A 23725-nucleotide genomic window follows, 5' to 3' on the forward strand; every position below is an offset into this window, starting at 1 on the left:
ACCAAAAGACAACAGAATCACTTTTTATATTAGCTTATAATTATTAAACTCAATTATTATTAAGCTATGAAAAAGTATTTCTTAGTTTCAGGAATTCTATTGATTGCCGCTACCGGTTTTTGCCAGGAAAAAAAGGAGAAAAAAGAAAAAGTGGAAGTACCATCTGCCGCAGAAGCCGCTTTTAAAAAGAGCTATCCCACTGCCACCAAAACAAAATGGGGCAAAGAAGGCTCCGACTTTGAAGTTAACTTCATGGATGGAAAAAAAGAAATGTCGGCTGTATACAGCAGCAGCGGTGAGTTAAAAGAAACCGAAGTTGAAATTGAACCAAATGAGCTCCCAGCCGGCATTGTTACCTATGTTAAAGAACACTACAAAACGGAGATTAAAGAAGCGGCTAAGATCACGAAAGCCAATGGCGAAATAAACTATGAAGCGGAAGTAAATAAGAAGGACGTGATCTTTGATAAGAACGGGAAGTTTATTAAAGAGGCAAAAGATTAAGGTTGCAGATATCAGCAAAAGCCTGTCTACTTTTCAGTAGCAGGCTTTTTACATTTCACATCTGGAACTATTGTGTCAGCCATTCTAAAAAAATACGAACCCTGTTCTTGCTAACTACCAGGGCTTCTTTGAATGGTATAGAAAGGTTAACGATGTACTTTCGATGTTGAATGTGACTGGCATCAAGTATAGCCCGCCTGTTCAAGAGGTACTGCCGGTTAATACGAAAGAAGGCAGCTCCACACAATTCTTCCAGTTCATCTAACGATTGTTCAATGATGAAATTCCTGTTATCAAAACATTGCAGGCAGGTAAGCTCATTATGAATGTAGAAAAATGCCGCTTGCTCCAATCCAATAGGCAACACCTTATCACGATGATGTACCAGGATTGAATTGGTTTTTCTTTTACCAGTTATATGACCGGTTATTGCCTGGATAATTTTTTCATAAACCTGTTCCTTTGGCAAAAAATGATCCTTCAACCGCCGAAATTTATCAATAGAAGTACGAATAGACTGTTCTGTATAGGGCTTTAATACATAATCGACACCATTGCTTCGAAAGGCTTCCAGGGCATACTCGTCGTATGCCGTACAAAAAATAACCGGCGCCGGGATCGTTACTGATTTGAATACCTCAAAACTTAACCCATCCCCCAATTGAATATCTGATAAGATCAGGTCAACGGGAGGGGACCGTTGTAAAAAAGCTGTTGCATTTTTAACGGAATCAAGGATCGCAACAATATTGGTATTGTTATCGATGCGAACAAGCAGTTCGGCCAGGTCTTCTGAAGTAAGCAGCTCGTCTTCTATAATTACAATATTCATGGTCTAATAACTTTTAAATGCACCTTAAAAAACTGGCTATCATTCACAATATGGATATCCTCCTGTGACAGCAATTTATACCGGTCGGATAAATTTTTTAAGCCAACACCATCTCCACGATCTGCATACAATTTTTCCTGAATGTTATTTTCTACGAGGATCCAGCCAGACTCCATGTAATTGATATTGATATATAGCGGGCGCTCCTGGGTAAGCCGGTTATGTTTGATGGCATTTTCGATCGTTAACTGTAAAGAAAAAACAGGCAGAAAAGCATTTTGCAGATCTGTTGCGGGAATATTAACCGTGTATACCAGCGCATCTCTGAATCTTATTTTTTGCATTTCGAGGTAGTAGCTGGAAAACTTTAATTCTTCTTCCAGGGAAACAATATGTTGTTCGTTGTGTGAAATGGAGAAACGTAAAAAGGAAGAAAGTTTCACCAGGTAGTCTTCAGCCAGCACAGGATCTTTATGGATCAGTGATTTTAACGCCGTCAATGAATTGAATAAAAAATGTGGATGTAACTGGCTTTTTAGTTTTTCATGTTGTGCCTCCAGGCTTTTTACCCGCAGCCGTGAATTTTCAGCCTGCATATTGGCATACGCCAGTTGGATATTGGCCTGTTCTGACCGGGATTGAATTAGCTCAATAGCGATCAGTGATAGCGTATTAAAACAAGCTACAAAGATAAGCGGTCCCGAAATGGGCGATTGCATTGGCTCATCGCTCAAAAAACGGTAAACCGGGGAATTCGCAATCAACAAACCTATAGAACAGGTAACCAGGTAACTGGGAAAGTAATAGAAAAACCATCTGGCCCACTTAATGTGAGCTACTATTGGTAAAAAGAAAAGCAGGATCAACAGATCTGTTACCCAGCAAACGCTATTGGCTAGAAAAAACTTCAGCAGTTTCAGTACTATTTCGGGGTAAACGCCCTTATCGTACCAGAGATAGCAAATAAACAAAACAGACAATACCAGGAATAACAGGTTTATAAACCCCGCTATATAGATCAGTTGCCTGTTTTGCCGGGAGATATGCATACAATAAAATTACCTAATTATTAATATTTTACCACTGCTGTTTTATTGCTTACAGTTTGGGCGCTGAAATACCCAAGGCATCCGCCATGAATATTGGTAGTGGGCGTAGCAGGCGACGACAGGCTGCCGTTATCATAAGCTACCGCTTCTGCTTCGTGCAAATAGGTATATACACCCGCATCAACACCCACAAGACTTAACTGCACCACGTAATTATTTTTGATCTCCCCTGTATCGGCATCTACTTTATCCCGGATGTACCTGCCGTTCGACAAGCGATCGTCAAATGTTAAAAAGCGATCATCCTTTACGCCATTCAACAATAAGTTGTATTTGTAATAGTTCACCGTATTACCGGGATCCTGGTAATTGGCGATCGAATTAATTTTTGAGGTATCTCTCAGATCAAAAGTTACTGAATCCAGCTGCACAGGTTGCGGCATGGTTGAAGAAGCAGTAAACCTGGCGCCATTCAGTGATACATTTAACAGATAGGTATGACCGGGTATACCCTGCATAATTTTCCAGGTGCGATACAATCCTGCATCGGCAGTTTCTGTAAGCTCGTCGGTAACGCCCGCAGTTGAATCTGTAATAGTTACCGTGGCCCCCGATACGCCCGGAAATGTATTGTTTTCATAAAACCCAACTGTTTTAACAATGGATACAAAATAAGGTCCGGCAGTATCACTCACAGCTCCCTGGATATTGATCTGGGCCTGCGCATTATTTAATTTGGGCGTGATGGTTTTTGTGCAAGACAAAAAAGCACTAATGAGTGCAATTATGATGAGGTTGCGCTTCATGTTGTTAGAATTTAAAATTATAGGTAACAGCTGGCACCATCTTAAACAAAGTGGTTTGTACTACCTGGGTGTGAGCAGGGTCCTGGGGATCTTTCTGAAAATTGATGCTGTATGGATTGGAATAACCATAAGCATTGTAGATAGAAAAATTGAGGTCACTTTGAAATTTAGGCGTGTTCTTTAATTGAAGTGTCGCTCCCAGGTCGAGCCGGTGATAGGCAGGCAGGCGGTAGCCATTGCGGGAAGCATAATAATATACCGGCACTCCATCTACGGGAAATTTACCGGATGGCCAGGTAACCGCATTGCCTGTATTGTACACCCAGGCTGCAGAAAAGGTCCATTTGTGGTTGTATTTATAAATACCAACAATAGCTATATTGTGCGTTTGGTCCTGCGTGGCAGGATACCAGTTATTATTATTTATGCCATTTATCTGCCGTTCTGTACGTGAAAGGGTATAACTGATCCAACCACTTAGCCGGCCGCTCTTTTTCTTGATATAATTCTCCCAACCATACGCTCTCCCTTTCCCGAACAGTAAGTCGGCCTCCACATTGTTATTCCCTACCAGGTTGGCATTGTTCTTATAATCGATCTCATGCTGTAAATTTTTATAGTACACCTCCGACGAAAATTCATACTGACTGTTATGAAAATTACTGTAATAACCGGCTGATACCTGGTCAGCCAGCTGTGGCTGCACAATATTACTGGTTGGCAAATACACATTGGTTGGGCTGTTAGACGTTGAATTATTTAACAAGTGAATGTTCTGTACACTACGATCATACGCAACCTTTACAGAACTGATATCATTCAACTGATAAGTGACCGCCAAACGCGGTTCGGGGTTTACATATGTTTTTACCGTTTTACCACGATCATACCAGGTAGTGGTTAGGATATTACCCGCATTATCATATGTATACACGTTTCCAGGTCCTAAAATAGTAAGGACACTAAGCCGGATACCATACATTATTTTTAGTTTGCCGGTAGCACTCCATTCGTGCGAAGCATATACGGCGTTTTCGAGTGCATACTTTTTTTCAAGCGTAATATCGTTGTACTTGGAAGCCTGGTCAGAGCGGGCCTGTCCGGGCTGGGTAATATGATAAATAAAATTAAAACCAACATCAAATTTGTTCCGGGGATTAAAAAAATAATTGAAATCCTGTTTTAACTGATAGTCAGTAATACTGGAAGTAACCCGCACATTATTATTGTTGCTGGTGAACTGGGTATTGTAATTATACTGACTGTAAATAAGAGAAGTGTTTGAAAACAGCTTATCGTTAAACAAATGGTTCCAGCGCATGGTAGCGGTAGAATTACCCCAGTCAACGCCTCCATTGTGTTTTACCGATAAAACGTCCTTGCCAAAATAACCCGATAAAAATACCCTGTCATTTTTCCCAAGCCGGTAGTTGGCTTTCATATTCAGGTCGTAGAAATATAATTTACTTCCACTGATATTGGTATCACTTGACAAACCCGTAAAAACATCTACATAGGTCCTTCTGCCGCTGACGGTGAATGAGCCTTTATCTTTTACAATGGGTCCCTCCAGGTTAAGTCGTGAAGCGATCAGGCCAATGCCACCACTGCCTGAAAATTTTTGATTATTGCCATCCTTCATTTTAATATCTTCCACTGAAGCCAACCGCCCGCCATAAGCGGCCGGCATGCCACCCTTATAGATAGATACATCTTTGATAGCATCTGCATTGAATACCGAAAAAAAACCTAATAAATGCGAGGCATTGTATACGGGTGCTTCGTCGAGTAAGATTAAATTCTGGTCGGCTCCTCCACCTCTTACATAAAAACCGGATTTCCCATCGCCCGCCGACTTAACACCGGGTAATAACTGAATGGTTTTTAAGATATCCTTTTCTCCCAGCAATACCGGTACATTTTTAATTTCTTCAATCGAAAGGCGCTGTAAACCAGGTGGCGTTTTTAAGATATTAGTGGCCTTTTTGCCGGCCACCACTACCTCCTGCAATTGACCATTGCCTGTACCCAGGCTTCTGCTTACGGTCATATTATGTTGCAGGTCCAACTCAATAGTATCCGTTGCATAACCTGAAAAAGAGATAACCATGGTGTAATGCCCTTTGGGTAATGTGATGGAATAAAAGCCATAAGCGTTTGTTACAACACCCAACCCGGCCTTTTGCAGAAAGGCAACACTGGCGCCGCTTAAGGTTTCTCCCGACTTTTTATCCTTTATGGTTCCGGATACAGAAAAGCCCGGTTGCTGCCGGGCATATATTACCAGTGGAAGTAAGACTAATACAAGCGCCCTGATTTTTTTGTGATTCGCCATTGTGATCGTGGTTTGATTCAATGACGCAAAAATGTAACAACCGGAATTGCGGACAATATCCGTTTACCGTGAAGTGGACAAATCCGGGGGCGAGTGGAAGGCGAACTTATTTATCAGATCCAACTACCAATACCTGGAAGGTATTGGGCACTACAGCTGGCCTTCCATTTGCTTGGGTGGCGGCTTCAAAATCAGCAGTTGGCAAATACAATTTATGCGTGGCAGCATCAAGCGTTATAGTGCGGGCTCCCCTTTTAGTAGGCAGGGTAGCTACTTTACTATAATCATCTTTCTCTCCTTCCTTTACTACCGTTATATTTCCTTCGCCGTTGGAAGTATAAATATATTTGGATGTTTCATCAAAGGCTACCCCATCGCAGCCTGCGCCAATTGGAATTTTGCTTACAATAGCACCATTACTGGCATCCAGCACCATTAACTGCCTGCTGTCGCTACAGGTAGAAAACAACCGGTGTGTGGTTTTGTCGATGGCTAAACCGGTAGGCGCTACGCCAGGACTCAATGGCCAACGATGCAGTACCCGCTGGCTTTTAAGTTCTATCACTACAATTTCGCTTTTATTTTCTATGTTAACAAACAACATACCCGCGCCATCCGTCGCGGCCTCTTCCGGTTTTCCACCCACATCAACAGTTCCCACCACCCTATCATTTTCCGGATCAACAATACTTACACTATTACTACGGCCATTGCATACGATCAGGTGTTTTGTAAATTCATCATACATAATGGCATCCGGGTTTTGCCCCACAGGCAACTGACCAAATACTTTGGCCGTTTGCAGATCAAAAACGGTCAATGTATTCAACCGGCCATTGCTGGTATACCCTTTATTCAGGTTGGGCACAAATGCAATCCCATGCACCCCGGTGGTGCCGGGAATAACACCCAGCGAATCGCCGGTTGTTTTGTTAACAATGTTTACCTGGGTGCCATGTGAGACATATAGTTTTTCAGAACCTGGCTGTATGGACAGGTAATCCCAGCCACCGGTCCCGGACAAATGAAAGGTTGTTAATAAATGTATGCCGGTAGCCGTTTGCGCTTTGCATGAAAGTGCTGCAATTAGTATCAGCACACAGATTAATCCCGATTGCTTTTTCATGTTAAATGTTTATGGTGTGGTAGTTTTATTTTTATAGATCATCCTGATCCCTGTTGGTAATACGATCAGCAACAACGGCAACGCCATTATAAACCCGCCAATTACGGCAATAGCCAGTGGCTGGTGCAGTTGCGCGCCTGTACCAATACCCAATGCCAATGGCATTAAGGCAATGATGGCGCCCAATGCGGTCATTAACTTAGGGCGCAGCCGGGTTGAAATGGAATAGATAATGGCATCATCAGTCCCTTTCTCGTGTAACGATTCCCTGAACTGCAAAAAGGTAAATACGGAGTTCTCCCCAATGATACCGGTGATCATTATAAGGCCGGTATAGCTGCCCACGTTTAATGGGGTACCGGTAAGGAACAGCGCCAGGTAACTGCCTGAAATACCCAGCACGGCAATTCCTAAAATAAGCAAAGCAATGCTAAAGTCTCTGTACAGGAACAGGATCACCGCAAACACCAGCAGGCTGGCCGTTATCAATATCATCAACAGTTCTTTGAACGATTGCTGCTGATCGGCATAAGCGCCGCCATATTGAATGCTGTATGATTGGGGCAAGTGAACATCAGTGGATAGTTTTTGCTGTATATCTTTCATTACACTGCCCAGGTCGCGGTTTTCGAGGCGGGCAGTTACTACGCCCATCGATTGCAAATTTTCCCGTTCAATTTCGGCATCACCGGCATTTACGGTTACTTTAGCCAGCGCGGTAATAGGTTTTAACCGGCCATCGGGCAAAAATACTTTCAGGTCGTTGATGTCGTTTACGCTCATTTTCCGGTTGCCGGGATACACCAGCCGGATGGGAACATATTGCTGCTGCTCAAATAAATTTCCTGAGATATTGCCTTCCAGTGACGTTTGCAACTGGTACTGTAAACTGGCCGGGGTTACGCCAAACTGCGCCAGCTTTGTATAATCGGGCTGCACGCTTACCGAGGGCCCGGCAATAACTACGCCATTGAATACATCGGCGGTACCGGAAACATTGGTAACTACCTCCGCCACCTGTTTACTTAACTGCTGCAATGTTTTTTGATCGTTCCCATAGATCTTTATTTCTATTGGCTGAACAGAGGTCATCAGATCGCCCAGCATATCGCCGATCACCTGTCCGAAATCAACCCGTAAGGCAGGCTGCGAGCTCTCTATGTGTTGACGAATATCTGTGATCACCTCTTCCGTGGTTCGCTTCCTGCTTTTTTTAAGCTGGATCAGGTAATCTCCCCGGTTAGGTTCGGTAATGAAAAAGCCCATTTGCGTACCCGTTCTTCTTGAATACGCCTGTACTTCCGGGATCGTCTTCAGGATCTTTTCTACCTCGTGCAATTCGCGATCCGTTTCCTCCAGGGATGTGCCTGGCGGCGAGTTATAATCCAATACAATACTTCCTTCATCCATTTCAGGTAAAAAGCCGGTTTCCAAACGGGGCACCAGTAATGCAATCAAAACCGCCAATGCCACTACAAAGGCCAAACTGATATACGGGCGTTTTATAAAAAAAGCTACCCAGCCCTGTGTTCTTACATTATGGGCAGCCGCCTGTTGTCCCTGCCGCGGCTTGTCTTTGGTAAGCAACAGGTAAACCACCGGTAAACCAATCCAGGTAACAAAAAAGGAACACACCAGGGTTATGATCATGGTATTGGTCATAACGCTGAAATAGGCGCCAGCCACCCCGCTCATTAATAAAAAGGGAATGAATATTACTATGGTGCTTATGGACGAGCCCAGCATGGCCGGGAACAGGTAATGGATGGCTTTTTGCACCAGCGCATTACTGGGTTCGTCCGGATGCTCCTCATGGGTGCGGTGAATCTGCTCCACCACTACAATAGCATCGTCAATGATTAAACCGATGGCCGCGGCAATAGCGCCCAGCGTCATGATATTAAACGTATACCCCACTGCATACAGCACAATCAGCGTAAGCGCCAGCGTAATGGGAATGGTGAACAACAGCGTAACGCTTGCCTTTAACGAACGCAGAAAAATAATGGCTACTACAATAGCCAGTAACAATCCGATCCACAAACTATCGGTTACGCTTTTAATGGAGTCATTTACAAAATCGGCCTGGATGTAATAGGGAACAATGCGAACATCGGGCGGCAGGATCTTTTTTAATTCAGCGATCTTTTTTTCCATGGCTGTAGACAGCGTTACCAGGTTGGCATTGGGCTGTTTTATCACCGCCACCAGTACGCCATCGCGGCCATTGGCATTGATCTTTACATACTCCACGCCTTCGTTTATCTGCACATCGGCAACATCTTTAATGGTTACCACCCGCTTGCCATCGTTCTTTATTACAATATTCTCCAGTTCATCTTTATTTTGTACGGTGGCATCGGTTACGGTGAGGTACAAAAAGTGGTAGTCAGACAAATACCCGTTTGATTTTATAAAGTTGGTTTGCCCCAACGCCGTATTCACCATTTCGGGCGTTACTGAAAAGGTGCCCATTTTTTGCACGTTCAATTGAAGCCAGTACTCTTTTGATTTCCCGCCGGTTATTCTTATTTCCGATACACCTGCCACCTGCGACAGGAATGGCTTTACCGTGAAGTTGGCAATCAGTTTTAATTCTATGGGCGACTTCGTATTGCTTTCAAGCGAATACCCCATTACCGGTAAAATGGATGGGTTCATCCGGGCCACACTTATCTGCACTTCGGGCGGTAACTGATTCCGGATCTCTGCAATTCTTGATTCAATACGCTGCTGGCTCAGATCGATATTTGCATTCCAGTCCATGAATGCCGAGATCTCACAACTACCCCGGCTGGTGGTGCTCCGGATCATTTGCAGATCGGGTACCTGTTTAATGGCCGCTTCCAATGGTTTGGTTACAGTGACCATCATTTTATTAACGGGCTGTAAACCGGCATCGGCAATTACTTTTATCTTGGGGAAAGTGATTTCCGGGAAAAGCGAGGTTTGCAGTTTCGTATATACAAAAATGCCGCCGCCCAGGATCAGGACGAGTAATACAGTAAGCGGGTTCTTATGTGTGAGAAAGAAGTTGTTCACCGGGTTCGTTTTATTGCTTTACAATTGTAATGGTGGCGGTATCCGTCAACCCATAATTGCCGGTTAGTACAAACTGATCGTTGCCCGTAAAAGTGGGCGAAACAATTTCTACCTGTCCATTGGTCTCCAGTCCTTTTGTTACCGGCACCTTCACTGCTGTAGAATCATTTACTACTTTCATTACCCAGAACCCCGTTTGCGTTTCATTCGCCAATACTGCTTGTTTGGGTAAAAAGATCGCATTGTTTTTGGCCGTTTTTACAATGTCTACTTTGGCCACCAGGTTTACCGGCAACTGATTGGAAGGCACTTTTATATAAACATTCTGGGTTTGGGTGGCCGAGTCAACAGTGGCAGTTACGGCAGTAATGGTGCCTGCCAGTTTTTGCCCATCGGGCAGTTTTAACTGTACATCTTTTTTACCCAACACGTACGGCCGTAGCTCATACGGCAGGTTCAGCACAAACACAAAACTGTTCACATCATTGATCACCGCCAGCTGTTCACCATCCTGTACATAATCACCCACCTGGTGGTTAACTTCGGTAATATGACCGGTTCTGGCCGCCCTGATGGTTATAAGACCCGAGAATTTAAAAGTAGAATCCAACGAATTGATGGTATTGCCTATACTTTGTGCCTCTTTTGTTTTTAGCACGAACAACACTTCGCCATTCCCGGCCGTTCGCCCCACTACCGCATTCACCGTAGTAAGATAGCCGTTAGAGCTTGCCTTCACGATGCTTTTTTGTAAAAAGGTAGAGGTGGCATTCATTGTAATAGTATCTGCCATAAGGCCCGTATGCACCGTTGTAATCGTTACGGGCGTAACCACTTCGGGCGAATCGCTGCTCTCATCAGCGGCTTTATGCCCGCAGGAAACCAAAACGATCATTATTAATATATATGTTCCTGATCTCATAGTGCCTGTCATATTATCTGTTCCAGTAATTAATTTGGTTTATAATTTTCAGCCGGTTGATGTAATTCTGCGTAACCAGGTTCCGCGCATTGAAATAATTGGTAAGCGCCAGAATAAAATCGGTTACTCTTATATCGCCGGTAGCCAACAATTTTTCATTCACTTTTATCAGGGTATCGGTATAGCGTATTTGCTGGTTGATATTATTGATAAGCTTTTCGGTGTTACGCAGCTGCTGCATTAACTGGAATAACTGTTGTTGCCGCTGGTTCACAAAAAAATCCCGTTGTGCCTGCCGGGTTTGTTCGGCCAGGTTTAACTTCTGGTATTGCAATTTTCGTTGATGACCATCGTAAATAGGTACTGTGAGCGAAACGCCAAAACTGGTGCCCCAGTTTTTGTATGGCATATAGGTCATGGATGAATTATACCCTGCGTCGGCAAAGGAATTGATCTTTGGTCTGTAATTCAGATCAACCAGCGCCCGGTCGTTCCTGATTTTTAAACTGTCCAGGATGTATTGCCGGTAAAAAGCAGATGTAGTGTACTCCGGTAAAGTATTCAGCGATAGTTTCGGGTCTTCCAGTTGTGGGGGTGTTGTGGTATCCTGGATGCCTGCCAGGTAATTCAACAGCGCATAGTCACTGGCATACTGCACTTCCAGTTCGGACGTAGTAAGTAATTGCTGCTGCCGCGTTACGGTAAATGAGAGATAATCGGATTGTTTAAATACATTCCCCTGGGTGAGCTTTTTCAGCAGGGTATCTTCGCGGGACAACAGGTCGTTTATTTCGCGGTTGTACTGCAGTTGCAGGTAGTCACCAAATGTATTGAGGTATTGATCGGTAACACTCTTTTTAATATCCTGTTCAGACAACTTTATATTGTTGGCCGCCGATTGTGACTGGATCTGAAAACCGGCGATCTGGGTATTCACATTCCTGCGGCTTATAAACGCTTTATTTACCGTAACCATACCCGATACCTGGGCCTGGTTTGTTATAGCCTGATCATAACCATAGCCATTAATAATGGGCGCATACATGTTATTGCTATTAGCGCTTACCTGGGGCCTTAGGTTAGCCCTTACCAGTTGACTGTCAATGGAGAACGCCAGTACCTGGTTTTGAAAGTCTTTGATGAGGGGACTGTTTCTGACTGCATTGTCCAGGTAATAAGTAAGGTCATTTTGTTGGGCCCGCAGCCCGGTCATAACCATCAAAAAAAACAGCAGCATTCCTGTCTGGAGTCTAAGCTTCTTCCAACGGTAATACTTACCAATTGCAACATTCATTTACCTGATTTTATTTCTATATATTAAAATTATATGCCTAATCTGGTAAAATCTTGAAGGCCATAAAGCAAAAGACCGTCCCGAGGTATCGGAACGGCCTTCTAAGCTGTTAAGTTACAGGTTCTCGTCACCGCCGCCCTCGTCTTTGTGTTCGTTCCTGAACTCCAGCTTACCAAACTTCCAGGTGAAATTGATGCCAATAGAACGAAAAGGAATTTTACGAATGGTGGTGGTAGTAAAACCCGGTCCGTTAATCTCCAGCTTTTGTTTTACGTATTCGTTAAAAGGATTGGTGGCCGTTAACGCCAGGCTGCCTTTTTTATGCCAGATAAACTGGCGCAAAGCAAAGCTGTACGTTGTGAGTGAGGGATACCGGCCCTGCACCTCGTTACGGGCTGAATTGAAATTACCAAAGAACTCACCAGCCATCAGATTCGTAAACTGATAGGTCACATTCAAATTCGTGCGGTAGTTGAAAGATGTGCGGCTTTGCCCCACATCGATGGCGTTGAATATTTTCCGGTGATAGAAAGATAAATTCGTGCGTAAGCTTAGTTTGCTGGTGAGGTGTACATCTGAAAATACATTCAGGCCGGTATTGTCTTCCGTGCCGATGTTCTCCCGGGTACTTACCGATACATTATAATAAGTTGAATCGCCTACAATCAATGAAGGATAATATTTTACATAGGGTTGAATATCCTGCCGGTTGTGGCGGTAAAAACCGGTCAATATTACCGAACCCACATTGCCCATATTACGGCTATAACTTAACTCCACGCGCTGACCCAGTTCGGGCAACAGGTAAGGATTGCCCGCGGTAATATTTTTCGGATCGCTTGTATTGATAAAAGGATTCAGATCGCCATAGTCAGGTCTTTCAATCCGTTTTGAATAACTCAGTTTTATCACCTGCTCATCCCCCAGCTTTTTTGAGAGAAACAAAGAGGGCACCCAGGTATAATAACCGGGCTTTTTTACCTGCTGCTGCGCATTGGAATAATACGAGTTTATCTCCGTACGCTCATACCGGCCGCCGGCTTTTACCTCAAATAAATTCCCTACCGGAAAACTTAACTCTGCATAGCCGGCATACACCTTTTGGTGATATTGCAGGTTGTTGGAGAGCGCGTCGGCGTATACATAATCTTTGGCCAACGGACTATAACCCCAGGCTACAGCATTACTGCTGATGTCGAGAATTGTTGTTTTAATACCTGTACCCAATTGTATTTTTTCTGTCAATGGCTGCGTATAGTCCAGGGTGATCTGGGTTTGGTTCTCTTTACCGGGATTGCTGTTCATTACCCCGTAATACAGGGAATCCTGCGGCATAAAGAATTGTTCATTAGCGGCATTACCCTGCGTACGGCCAATACTTGAGTTCACCGCAAATTCCAGTTCCTGGTCTTCTTTGGCAAATGTTCTTTTATAATTGAACGAAAGATCAACGTTATGAGAACGGTTGCGGCTGTTGGTATTATTAAGCGTAGCCAGGTTACTTAGTAACCCGCCATTATAAGTGGTGTTTTCCTGTACCTGGTTAATAAGTCCGCGGGTGCTGGTGCCAAAAATATCATAATTAACATTGACCGAAAAACTATTATACTTTTTGTACGCCCAGTCTATACCCATGCCTGATTCCAATCCGTACCGTTTTAGTTTTGTATTACCATCCTGCTGCAGCAGCGTATTGGTTTTACCTACGGTATCGGTTGAATTTCGTTCACTGGTATAAGGCGTGCTTACAGGCAATCTTGTGTTGCCGCTTACAAATGCATTGATGCCAAAACTCTTATTGCGCGCATTGAAGTTTACCGCCCCATTCTCCGCCCGCGTACCTGCGGTGAGCGACATATTCCCGTTTATACCTCTTGCCGTATTTGTTTTTAAAATAATATTGATGATGCCGCCCATCCCCTGCGCATCGTAGCGCGCACCGGGATTGGTAATCACTTCTATGCTTTTGATCTGGCTGGCAGGAATGGATTGCAGCACATCTGCCACATTGCTGCCAAAAGCAGTGGAAGGTTTCCCATTTATCAAAAATCGAATACTGCCATTACCGGCCAGTTGCACATTGCCATCTACATCAACCGACACCTGCGGCACTTTCTTCAACAGATCGGTAGCCACGCCACCTGCCGAGGTAAGGTCTTTTTCGGCGTTGAAGATCATTTTGTCGATCTTATTTTCAATCAGTTTCGCTTTTGCGGTTACTGTTACGGCAGACAGGTCCTGGTCCTTCTTCACCAGCCTGATCAGTTTCAACTCCACTGGCTTACCTTTTTGCACCGGCACCGCCGACAGGGTTATTTTTTGATACCCGATGGATTCTATAATTATGGTATACTCCCCTGCCGCTATCCCGGTAATGGTAAATACGCCTGCATCGTTACTGGCGCCCCCCGTTAATATTTTACCGGATGACTTATCCATTACAGTAATGGTAGCATATTCCAGCGGAGCCTTTGTCAGCGAGTCAATTACTTTCCCCGTTATTTTCCCGTTTTCCCCTGCATGGGCCGTTGATTGCGCCTGTAAATTTATCGAGAGCCATGCGAACAAACAGATAAGGATTGCTTTCATTAAGTATAGTTGTATCTAAATTGAAAGCAAACCTACAGGTGAAATTTGAAGACTTCCTGAGTCAATGGTCAATAGTCAATGGTCAATTGGCAATGGGCAATGAATTTCGGCGGTGCAAGATCTGTTATTAATCTCAGCATTCGCGAGCACATTGCCGATTACCGATTCACGATTCTTCATTCACGATTCAGTATTTCTACAGAATTTTGACATACCTTTATTCGTTAAAAACCGCTGAATTGCCCAGAAAAATATTCTTGATTATAAGCCTGATAGCGAGTGGTTTTGTGACATTTTCGCAGGAAACCACCCCCCCGCCTGTCGTCGATTCAATTCCCCGCAATTATCCGGCTGAAATAAAGCCTAAGCCCCTTATTACCTGGCGCTCGGTTATTATACCAGCCACCATGATCACGTACGGAGTAGTTGCCATAAAATGCGATGCGTTCCAGGACTGGAACGAATCGATCAAAGATGAGATCTGGACCAAACAACCTCATCAGTTGATCCATATTGACAATTATTTACAATGGGCCCCTGCTGCCAGTACTTTTGCCCTGGGTTTTGCCGGCGTAAAAGGCAGGCATAATTTCACCGACCGGGCGCTTATTTTCGGTATGGCCGAATTAATTCAAAGCTCGGTAGTAGCATCCGTAAAAAAAATCAGTGGCGAAATGCGTCCTAATGGCGAGAGCAACCAGAGTTTCCCTTCGGGGCATACGGCCAACGCCTTTACCGGTGCTGAATTTATGCGGCTGGAATATAAAGATGTATCGCCCTGGTATGGAGTGTATGGATATGTATTAGCGGCCGGTACCGGTGCGCTCAGAATGTACAATAATAAACACTGGCTGAGTGATGTAGTGGCTGCTGCCGGTGTAGGCATCTTATCTACAGACTTTACCTATTTTATTTATCCGAAAATAAAAGGTTTGTTCACGCATAAACAAAATTCCAATACCATTATTCTTCCGGCATATAATAACGGAGCATTGAGCCTTTGCCTCGTAAAAAGATTGTAAATAAAAAAGGACCACTTTTCAGTAGTCCTTCGAGGCTTCAGCGTATCCTATTTAAGCCTTATTTCACTTATGCCACATCCCTGCGGCACCATGGGAAACACATTTCCTTCTTTTGCCACCATTATTTCCAATAAATAAGGTCCTTTGTGGCTGAACATCTCCTTTATCGCTTCCTCCAGGTAATCCCGTTTGGCAACACATTTTCCCGCAATGCGATAAGCCGCGGCCAATGCTACAAAATCGGGGTTTTCCAGGTCCACAGAAGCATACCGTTTATCGCTGAACAACTCCTGCCATTGACGCACCATTCCTAAAAACCGGTTGTTCAGAATAATTATTTTGATGTCGAGGTTATTTTGCATGATGGTTCCTAACTCCTGCAGGTTCATTTGAAATCCACCATCGCCAATAATGGCGATTACCGTTCTATCCGGAGCGCCATATTTTGCGCCTACTGCAGCGGGTAATGCAAACCCCATGGTTCCCAATCCTCCACTGGTTACATTGCTGCGGGTATGATTCAGTTTTGCATACCGGGTGGCCACCATTTGATTTTGTCCCACATCAGAAACAATGATGGCATCGCCGTTTGTATATTCATTCAGCATCCGTACCACTTCACCCATGGTCAATTCCTCCCCTGCAGGATGTAACTCGGGATGGATCACGGTTTCAAATTCCTGTTTGTACAGGGATTGAAATTGCTGCAGCCAGGCTGTATGTTCTTTTTTATCGGTCAATGCGGTAAGCAATGGCAATGTTTCTTTACAATCGCCCCAAACCGGCACCGTGGCTTTTACATTTTTGTCCACTTCAGCTGGATCAATATCCAGATGAATTACCTGGGCCTGTTTGGCATACCTGTCTAAACGCCCGGTAACGCGGTCGTCGAAGCGCATCCCAACAGCAATCAGCAGATCGCATTCATTGGTGAGTACATTAGGCGCGTAATTTCCATGCATGCCCAGCATGCCTGCATTCAATGCATGGTCTGATGGGAGGGCGCCTGCACCCAGTACCGTCCAGGCAGCCGGAATGCCACTCTTTTCAATAAATGCTTTAAACTCCTGCTCAGCGCCGCCTAATATTACGCCCTGACCAAAAATAACCAATGGCTTTTGGGCGCTGTTTATCAATTCCGCTGCCTTTGCCAGATAGGCGGGGCGAATGGCAGGCGCCGGCCGGTAACTTCGAATACGGTCGCATTTAGTATAGCCGGGATAATCAAACAACTGCAATTGCGCGTTCTTGGTAATATCAATCAACACGGGGCCGGGACGGCCACTGCGGGCAATGTAAAACGCCTTTGCCAGTACTGCCGGGATCTCTTTTGCATCGGTGACCTGGTAGTTCCACTTGGTTATGGACGTAGACATATTGATGATATCCGTTTCCTGGAATGCATCTGAACCCAGCAGGTGCGCGTATACCTGTCCGGTGATACAAACAACGGGTGTACTGTCTATCATAGCATCGGCCACCCCGGTTAACAGGTTAGTGGCGCCGGGCCCGCTGGTGGCGAACACCACCCCTACCCTGCCTGATGTGCGTGCGTAACCCTGGGCCGCGTGAATGCCACCCTGCTCATGACGTACCAGGATATGCTTCAGTTGTTGTTCATAATCGTATAATGCATCATAGATCGCAATATTGGCCCCACCCGGCACCCCAAACACCACTTTTACCTCCTCGGCAATCAAGGCTTCCAAAACAGCAACGGACCCTAAGATCTGTTTGGGTTCTTTTGGCGCTGCCATCATTTCTGTTTTCATTTCAAAAATTTAGTTGAACTGTTGTTTTTCCTTCACCATATAAACCAATGGCAACCCAACTTCATTAACGCCCGTAACCGCAGTGTTTTTCACAAACTCGTAACTGGCAAAAAATTCCAGGTCGGGGTTTTGTTCATATTCGCCTATCCAGACTATTTGCTGCAAACCGCAGGCGGACAAACATTTTTCAAGCAGGCTCTTTTTTACCTGAACGTCGTCGAACTTCTTCAACACCGCAAAGTCGGCGATGCGCATGATGCTTTTGCCATTGAATATTTCGGGCCGGCTGCCTTTGGAGGTAATGCGGGCGTAACCTGCCACCTCGCCATCGGCGTATACGACCACAAACTGGTTGGAGAGGCTGTTCATATCCACATGCAAAGCCCCGGTACTGAATTTTTTCTGGATATAATCTTTCAATTGGGCCGGTGATATTTTACCGGTATACTTTTCCCTTGCAGTTGCTGCACTTATGTACGATAAAGTTTGTTTACACTCTTCTGTACCGATGCAGAAACTTGTTACAATTGTATTTTCCATTATTTGATCAATTAATTTATTCAAACGCCCGGTTAACAATTTCCATTTGCTCTGCGGCGTGTTGCCTGGAGAAACCTGTTGCCGGACTGCTTGCTTCCGGCCGGGCAATAATTTGAAGGTTTATTTTGTTGTTGCAAAATTTGCGGCACAGGTAAGGCCAGGCGCCCATATTTTCCGGTTCTTCCTGCACCCAGATAAATTCCGTTGCTGATGCATATTTCGCTTTGATCTGTTGCATCTCATCAAACGGCGTAGGATATAATTGTTCTATCCGTACAATCGCCACATCTGTACGCTTATTTTCCTGTTGCCTTTGATACAGGTCGTAATAGATCTTACCACTACAAAACAATACCCGCTTTACTTCCGGGCTGTTTGCACTGACATCGTCGATCAGATCCCGGAAATGCCCCTGCGTAAATTCATTCAGCGGTGATACGCATAATGGATGCCGCAACAAACTTTTCGGCGCGAATACTATCAGCGGGATGCGAAAATCGCGGTGCAACTGGCGACGCACTACATGAAAGAAATTGGCAGGGGTTGTACAGTTCACCAATTGCATATTGTTATTTGCGCACTGGGCTAAAAAGCGCTCAATGCGGGCAGAAGTATGTTCCGGGCCTGCACCTTCATAGCCATGCGGCAGCAGCATCACCAGGCCATTTCCTAATTGCCATTTTGCTTCTGCGCTGGCCACATACTGGTCTACAATTACCTGACCCGTATTTAAAAAATCACCATATTGGGCTTCCCATACTACCAGCGCGTTGGGGTTGGCAGATGCATAACCATATTCAAAACCCAGTACGCCGTATTCCGATAACAGGGAATTGTAAATACTGAATGTTGCCTGAGCGCCAATATTATTGAGCGGTACATATTCTTCACCCGTATCAATGATCGCGGCTGTTGCATGCCGGTGTGAAAAGGTACCCCGCTTTACATCTTCGCCACTTACCCGCACGGGGTAGCCTTCTTTCAATAAGGAACCATATGCCAACAACTCGCCCATTGCCCAATCGAATACTTTTGTTTCCTGTACCATTTTTCTGCGGCCTTCAAACAACTTCTCTATCTTCTTTAAAAAAGTTTTACCGGCTGGCAGCGTAGTGATCCCATTTCCTATCTCCTCAATCATTTCCTCCGGCACAGCTGTATCAATTATTTCCAATTCCGTTCCATTCGCCTTGCGCAAACCCTGCCAGGCGCTCTGGTACAGGGGTCTGGTCACTTCAATGTTTTCCAGGGTTTTCGCTTCATCTAAAAACGTCTGTAGTTCATTTCTGAAAGAAGTCTCCATTTCCAAAACATACTCTTTCTGAATGGTGTTCGATGCAACCAGTTTTTGTGCATAGATCTCTTTGGGATTTGGGTGGCTATCGATAGATTTATACAATAAGGGCTGGGTAAATCTCGGTTCGTCTGATTCGTTATGCCCATACTTCCGGTAACACAAAAGATCGATAAAAACATCACCCTGAAAAGCCTGCCGGTAATCGATAGCCAACCCCATTACATAGCCCAAAGCTTCCGCATCGTCACCATTAACATGAAAAACCGGTGCAGACACGATCTTTGCCAGGTCTGTACAATACGTACTGGAGCGCGCGTCTTTATAATCGGTTGTAAATCCTACCTGGTTGTTGATCACAATGTGAATGGTGCCGCCGGTGCGGTACCCATCCAGCTTTTCCATTTGTAACACTTCATATACGATTCCCTGCCCGGCAATGGAAGAATCACCGTGCAACAGAATGGGTACTATTTTAGCATAATCACCGCTGTATTTGAAATCTGCCTTCGAGCGCGTGATGCCTTCCACCACTCCATTCACCGCTTCCAGGTGTGAGGGATTGGCGCATACGCTCAGGTGTACTGGTTTTCCGCCTGCGGTAGTCACATCGTTTGAATAACCTAAATGATATTTAACATCACCGCTGAAACCATCGTCATGCTTCACCGTTTTTCCCTGAAACTCTTCAAAGATCTCTTTATAGGGCTTGCCCATGATATTTGCCAGTACGTTTAACCGGCCGCGGTGGCCCATACCGATAACAAATTCTTTCACCCCCATACCCGCGCCTTTTTCAATCAACAGGTCCAGCGCCGGGATCAGGATCTCTCCGCCTTCCAATGAAAAGCGTTTTTGTCCCAGGAATTTGGTTTGCAGAAAAGATTCAAACACCACTGCCTGGGTTAATTTTTGGAGCATGCGTTTTTTCTCTTCGGTAGAAAATACAGGCCTGCCCCTCACAGTTTCCAGGTTATCCTGGAACCATTTGTGTTTACCGGCATTGCCGGTATATTTATATTCAACTCCAATGGGGCCGCAATACGTTTCTTCCAGCAACTGCCGGATGTCGCGCAGCGTAGCCGGGCCTAAACCCACTTCCTCCCCGGCTTTAAAAACGGTATCAAGATCCGCATCGTTCAAACCAAAAGACGCCAACTCCTTTCCCGGTGAAAAACTGCGCCGTTCCCTGACCGGGTTTGTCTTTGCAAACAGGTGCCCTCTCCTGCGGTACCCGTCGATCATATTCAGCACATTGATCTCTTTGGCAAGCATAGCAGCAGTACCATTGGAAACAGGTTCACTGTCCTGGTCGGCGCCAAAATCAAATCCTTCAAAGAATTTCTGCCAGCCGAACTCTATCGATCCGGGATCATGCTGATACGCTTCGTAGAGCGAATTGATGTACGCTGCATTCCCGTTATTAAGATATGTTAAGCGTTCCATGATTATGTTGATTTAATACTGGTATACTATTCAGCAATTCCTGGTAATGAACCACCAGCGATTGCAAAGCGAAGCTCCGGTTCAATCCGCTTGGGTTTGGCAACACCCACACCACAGCCCCGCAAAACTTTTCCTGCTGCAATCCCCATTCCACCGTTTTTAATCCCGAGAAAGCCAGCCAGGCCGGCTTTCCCAGGAATGCTAAACGGGCAGGTTTATATTTCTCTATCTTTTGTTTAAATGATTCAATGGACGCATGAAACTCTTCTTTCGATAATTCATCTGCCCGCACAGTTGGGCGCGATACAGCGGTAGTTAACCCATAACCATAAGTCAGAATAGCCATATCGAACCGGGGTTCTATTTCATACGGGGTAAAACCTGCCTGGTGCAATACCCGCCAGAACCTGTTGCTGCGATTGGAAAAATGATGCCCCTGCATAGCAGAAGTAAGTCCGGGGTTGATGCCACAAAACACCACCTTCAGGTTTTTTGAAATAATATCCGGTAACTGGTTGTTCATGTTAATTATGTATTGAATACTTCCAGGTTTTGGCAGCTGCGGGTACAAACAGGATCAGGAGAGCAGTAACTAACAACAGCATGGCGAACGTCATAAACACGGCCCGGTTGGTTAGCAACTGGCTTTGCAGCCCCAGGTTTTGCCACACAGCGCCAAGGGCAATACCCGATCCCTGTTCGGGCGTATATCCTTTTGAAACATACAACGATTGATAAGTGTTCAAACGCGCCACCGTATTTTGGCTCTCCTTTGTGATGTTACCCAAAAAACCTTCCCTGAAGTATTGATTATAGTATAATTGCAGGTTGTACAAACCTGCCATAGAATTAATTGTTGCAACAAACCTGGTGCAGGCTGCCAATACGATACCGCTGGTGCCACTGAAACCCGGTGCAGACGTTAAGATATAAATGATGATGGGAACAAATAACAGCCCTGATGCGGCTCCCTGCATGAACATAGGAATAATCAGATCTGTAAAGGACAGGTCGGGTGTTACCACAAACCACATCCATACATTGAACAGTCCCAACACGCCAAAGCCGGTAACAAGGAAATACTGGATGGCCTGTTTTTTCCTGATCATTAACCGGGTAGACAACACCGAAAAACAAACCATTCCCGCAATATTGCACAACCCCAGCGTTATTACCTGCACCGGGCTCCATTTAAGAATACCGAATGCATAATTATAAACCAGGTTGATACTGTCTTTACCACCATAATAAATGCCCAACAAACAAAGCCCTGCTACAAAATGCACCGACTTGAAAACAGCCAGGTGGATCAATGGCCGTTTCAGGATACTTTGCCTGTACAGGAACAGCAATATTCCAATGGCGGCAATGCCACCGCTATAACAGATCCTGGCATCTGCAAACCAGTAATATTTGGAACCATAAATGAATGTATAAGCCAGCGACAATAAACTACAGGCAAACAGCACACTTCCCGCCCAATCTATCTGGTACAGGGGAAACCGTCTGTGGCCCGCATGCCGCCTCAGCATCAGCAAGGCAATAACAAGCGTTAACAGCTGTATGCCAATGAGGCAATAGTAAGTGCCCTTCCAGTCGGAATAGTCAAGCACAACCGCGGCTATTAATGCCACCAGCACTATATTACCCAGGATGGCCGGATAAAAGATAGCCGAACCAATCAACTGTGACCGTTGAGCAGGCACGCGTGAAAAGATCATGATCAGCACCGATACATTAATGCTTCCTACCAGTATGCCCTGCAGGAACCTGATCACAAATAACAGCGTGAGGTCCTGGCAACCGATACAAAGGCAATTCAACAGGATGGCCAGGATAATATTCAATACAAGATAACCGCGCATCTCGAAGTACCTCAGCAAACGGAATTGTAAAGGCAAAAATGCAATAATGCCCGAATACGTTGAGATCAGACAAAATGAAACATCTTCAGGCTGGGCGCCCAGATAAGCAGCGATATAATTGCCCGTTAATGCAAACAAGCCCAACTGCATGAGCGCAGAAAGCAGGATCAGCAACAGCGCGATCCGGATGCCCCAGTCCCAATTATTTATCCATGGTTTAAAATATGCTGGTTTCATGTTACGCTCTTTTTTTAACAGCAACGATTACATTCATCCCCGGGAGTACACTTTCCGCGTCCCTGCCCAGAAACTCAATTTTAACCGGTACCCGCTGAATGATCTTTACAAAATTGCCGGTGGAGTTATCGGGTGGCAGCAACGAAAAACGCGCGCCGGTGGAGCCAGCGATAGCCGAAATCCTGCCATTAAATACCCGTCCGGCTATCGCATCGATCCGGATCTCCACTGGCTGGCCAACATACATCCCATCCACCTGTGTTTCTTTATAATTCGCCGTGATCCATTTCTCGCCTTCGTTGATTATGCTTACCAGGGGTTGGCCTGGTTGTATCTGCTGGCCTTCCAGGATATTTTTGCGTCCCAACCGGCCGGCATAAGGCGCGCGGATAACGGTATACGATAAATTCAGCTTCGCCAGTTCCAATGCCGCCTGTTTTCGCTTTATATCAGATTGCAATAAGGCAAAATGCGTTTTCAGTTCTGCAATGCGCGCCAGGTTGGTCTTCAGGCCATTTTGAGCAGCGCTGTAATCACTTTCCGCCACATCGTACCGGGCCTTTATTTGTTCCAGCTCTGCGCCTGTTGCAGCTTCTTCTTTCACCAGGTTGGTGTAGCGGTTGATATCCTGTTGCTGCTGCACATATCTTGCCTGCGCACCTTTTATCTGGTCTTCATTTACCCGGGTGCCGGTTTCCGCTGCATGAATACTGGCAGCCAGCACCGTTAGTTGCGAACCAGCATCTTCCATGGCCGCCTCGGCCACCTGTAACTGGGCCCGATATTCTCTATCGTCCAGTATTACCAGCGTATCGCCCTGTTTCACCAGTTGATGTTCGTTAAAACAAACCCGCTGGATATAGCCTCCTGCTCTTGCACTCACCGGGTTTATGTAGGATTCTACCTGGGCATCATTTGTTTCTTCATAATGCGTGCTGTAGCGCCAGTACCTGATAAGCCATACGGCTCCCGCCAGTATTATTACTCCGGCAATTATTGTAAGTACAATATTGCCCGGATGTATTTTTCGTTTTACGTTTTCCATTGCTT

General features: G+C 45.2%; 17 protein-coding genes. 2 read left to right on the plus strand and 15 right to left on the minus strand.

Annotated elements, in window-relative coordinates:
- The first annotated feature begins 66 nt into the window (after window positions 1-66).
- Window positions 67-504 carry a PepSY-like domain-containing protein gene (locus NIAKO_RS20735; RefSeq protein WP_014220410.1) on the plus strand — a complete coding sequence of 146 codons (438 nt, stop codon included), beginning with the start codon at window positions 67-69 and terminating at the stop codon, window positions 502-504.
- Between the two features lie 67 nt (window positions 505-571).
- Here NIAKO_RS20735 and NIAKO_RS20740 read toward each other — a convergent pair whose 3' ends face one another.
- The 9 genes from NIAKO_RS20740 to NIAKO_RS20780 all read right to left on the minus strand — a co-directional run bounded on the left by NIAKO_RS20740 (window position 572) and on the right by NIAKO_RS20780 (window position 14499).
- Window positions 572-1336, minus strand: coding sequence for a LytR/AlgR family response regulator transcription factor (locus NIAKO_RS20740; protein ID WP_014220411.1), 765 nt, complete (start codon window positions 1334-1336; stop codon window positions 572-574).
- Window positions 1333-2385, minus strand: a complete 1053-nt coding sequence (locus tag NIAKO_RS37010) for a sensor histidine kinase (protein WP_014220412.1) — start codon at window positions 2383-2385, stop codon at window positions 1333-1335. The genes NIAKO_RS20740 and NIAKO_RS37010 overlap by 4 nt, the downstream gene beginning before the upstream one ends.
- A 20-nt stretch (window positions 2386-2405) precedes the next feature.
- The gene (locus tag NIAKO_RS20750) at window positions 2406-3191 is read right to left on the minus strand and encodes a DUF4249 family protein (protein ID WP_014220413.1); all 786 of its coding nucleotides are present in this window, start codon (window positions 3189-3191) and stop codon (window positions 2406-2408) included.
- A 4-nt stretch (window positions 3192-3195) separates the two neighbouring features.
- Window positions 3196-5526, minus strand: a complete 2331-nt coding sequence (locus NIAKO_RS20755) for a TonB-dependent receptor (protein WP_014220414.1) — start codon at window positions 5524-5526, stop codon at window positions 3196-3198.
- Between the two features lie 106 nt (window positions 5527-5632).
- Window positions 5633-6652: a YncE family protein gene (locus NIAKO_RS20760; RefSeq protein ID WP_014220415.1), complete on the minus strand. Its 1020-nt coding sequence runs from the start codon at window positions 6650-6652 to the stop codon at window positions 5633-5635.
- 9 nt (window positions 6653-6661) lie between these two features.
- Window positions 6662-9694 carry an efflux RND transporter permease subunit gene (locus NIAKO_RS20765; protein ID WP_014220416.1) on the minus strand — a complete coding sequence of 1011 codons (3033 nt, stop codon included), beginning with the start codon at window positions 9692-9694 and terminating at the stop codon, window positions 6662-6664.
- Window positions 9695-9704: 10 nt separating this feature from the next.
- Window positions 9705-10616 (minus strand): efflux RND transporter periplasmic adaptor subunit, encoded by a 912-nt coding sequence (locus NIAKO_RS20770; RefSeq protein WP_014220417.1) that lies wholly within the window; start codon window positions 10614-10616, stop codon window positions 9705-9707.
- Window positions 10617-10629: 13 nt separating this feature from the next.
- Window positions 10630-11910, minus strand: a complete 1281-nt coding sequence (locus NIAKO_RS20775) for a TolC family protein (RefSeq protein WP_014220418.1) — start codon at window positions 11908-11910, stop codon at window positions 10630-10632.
- Window positions 11911-12024: 114 nt separating this feature from the next.
- Window positions 12025-14499 carry a TonB-dependent receptor domain-containing protein gene (locus NIAKO_RS20780; RefSeq protein WP_014220419.1) on the minus strand — a complete coding sequence of 825 codons (2475 nt, stop codon included), beginning with the start codon at window positions 14497-14499 and terminating at the stop codon, window positions 12025-12027.
- A 239-nt stretch (window positions 14500-14738) separates the two neighbouring features.
- Here NIAKO_RS20780 and NIAKO_RS20785 point away from each other — a divergent pair, with 239 nt between their 5' ends.
- On the plus strand, window positions 14739-15521 hold the full coding sequence (locus tag NIAKO_RS20785) for a phosphatase PAP2 family protein (RefSeq protein WP_014220420.1): 783 nt from the start codon (window positions 14739-14741) through the stop codon (window positions 15519-15521).
- A 47-nt stretch (window positions 15522-15568) separates the two neighbouring features.
- On the opposite strand, the gene ilvB is transcribed toward NIAKO_RS20785, so the two are convergent.
- Genes ilvB through NIAKO_RS20815 form a run of 6 tightly spaced genes read right to left on the minus strand, consistent with a single transcriptional unit; the run spans window position 15569 to window position 23720 of the window.
- Window positions 15569-17293, minus strand: a complete 1725-nt coding sequence (gene ilvB, locus NIAKO_RS20790) for a biosynthetic-type acetolactate synthase large subunit (protein WP_014220421.1) — start codon at window positions 17291-17293, stop codon at window positions 15569-15571.
- A 9-nt stretch (window positions 17294-17302) separates the two neighbouring features.
- On the minus strand, window positions 17303-17833 hold the full coding sequence (locus tag NIAKO_RS20795; protein WP_014220422.1) for a hypothetical protein: 531 nt from the start codon (window positions 17831-17833) through the stop codon (window positions 17303-17305).
- Between the two features lie 16 nt (window positions 17834-17849).
- Window positions 17850-20573, minus strand: coding sequence for a 2-oxoglutarate dehydrogenase E1 component (locus NIAKO_RS20800; RefSeq protein ID WP_014220423.1), 2724 nt, complete (start codon window positions 20571-20573; stop codon window positions 17850-17852).
- Complete coding sequence (gene mug / locus NIAKO_RS20805; RefSeq protein WP_014220424.1) at window positions 20551-21096, minus strand: G/U mismatch-specific DNA glycosylase; 546 nt, start codon at window positions 21094-21096, stop codon at window positions 20551-20553. Before mug ends, NIAKO_RS20800 begins: the two co-directional genes overlap by 23 nt.
- A gap of 1 nt (window position 21097) precedes the next feature.
- The gene (locus tag NIAKO_RS20810; RefSeq protein ID WP_014220425.1) at window positions 21098-22675 is read right to left on the minus strand and encodes an MFS transporter; all 1578 of its coding nucleotides are present in this window, start codon (window positions 22673-22675) and stop codon (window positions 21098-21100) included.
- Between the two features lies 1 nt (window position 22676).
- Window positions 22677-23720, minus strand: coding sequence for an HlyD family secretion protein (locus NIAKO_RS20815; RefSeq protein WP_014220426.1), 1044 nt, complete (start codon window positions 23718-23720; stop codon window positions 22677-22679).
- Between the last annotated feature and the right edge of the window lie 5 nt (window positions 23721-23725).

Origin of the sequence: Niastella koreensis GR20-10 (assembly GCF_000246855.1) — a bacterium.
GTDB classification, from domain to species: domain Bacteria; phylum Bacteroidota; class Bacteroidia; order Chitinophagales; family Chitinophagaceae; genus Niastella; species Niastella koreensis.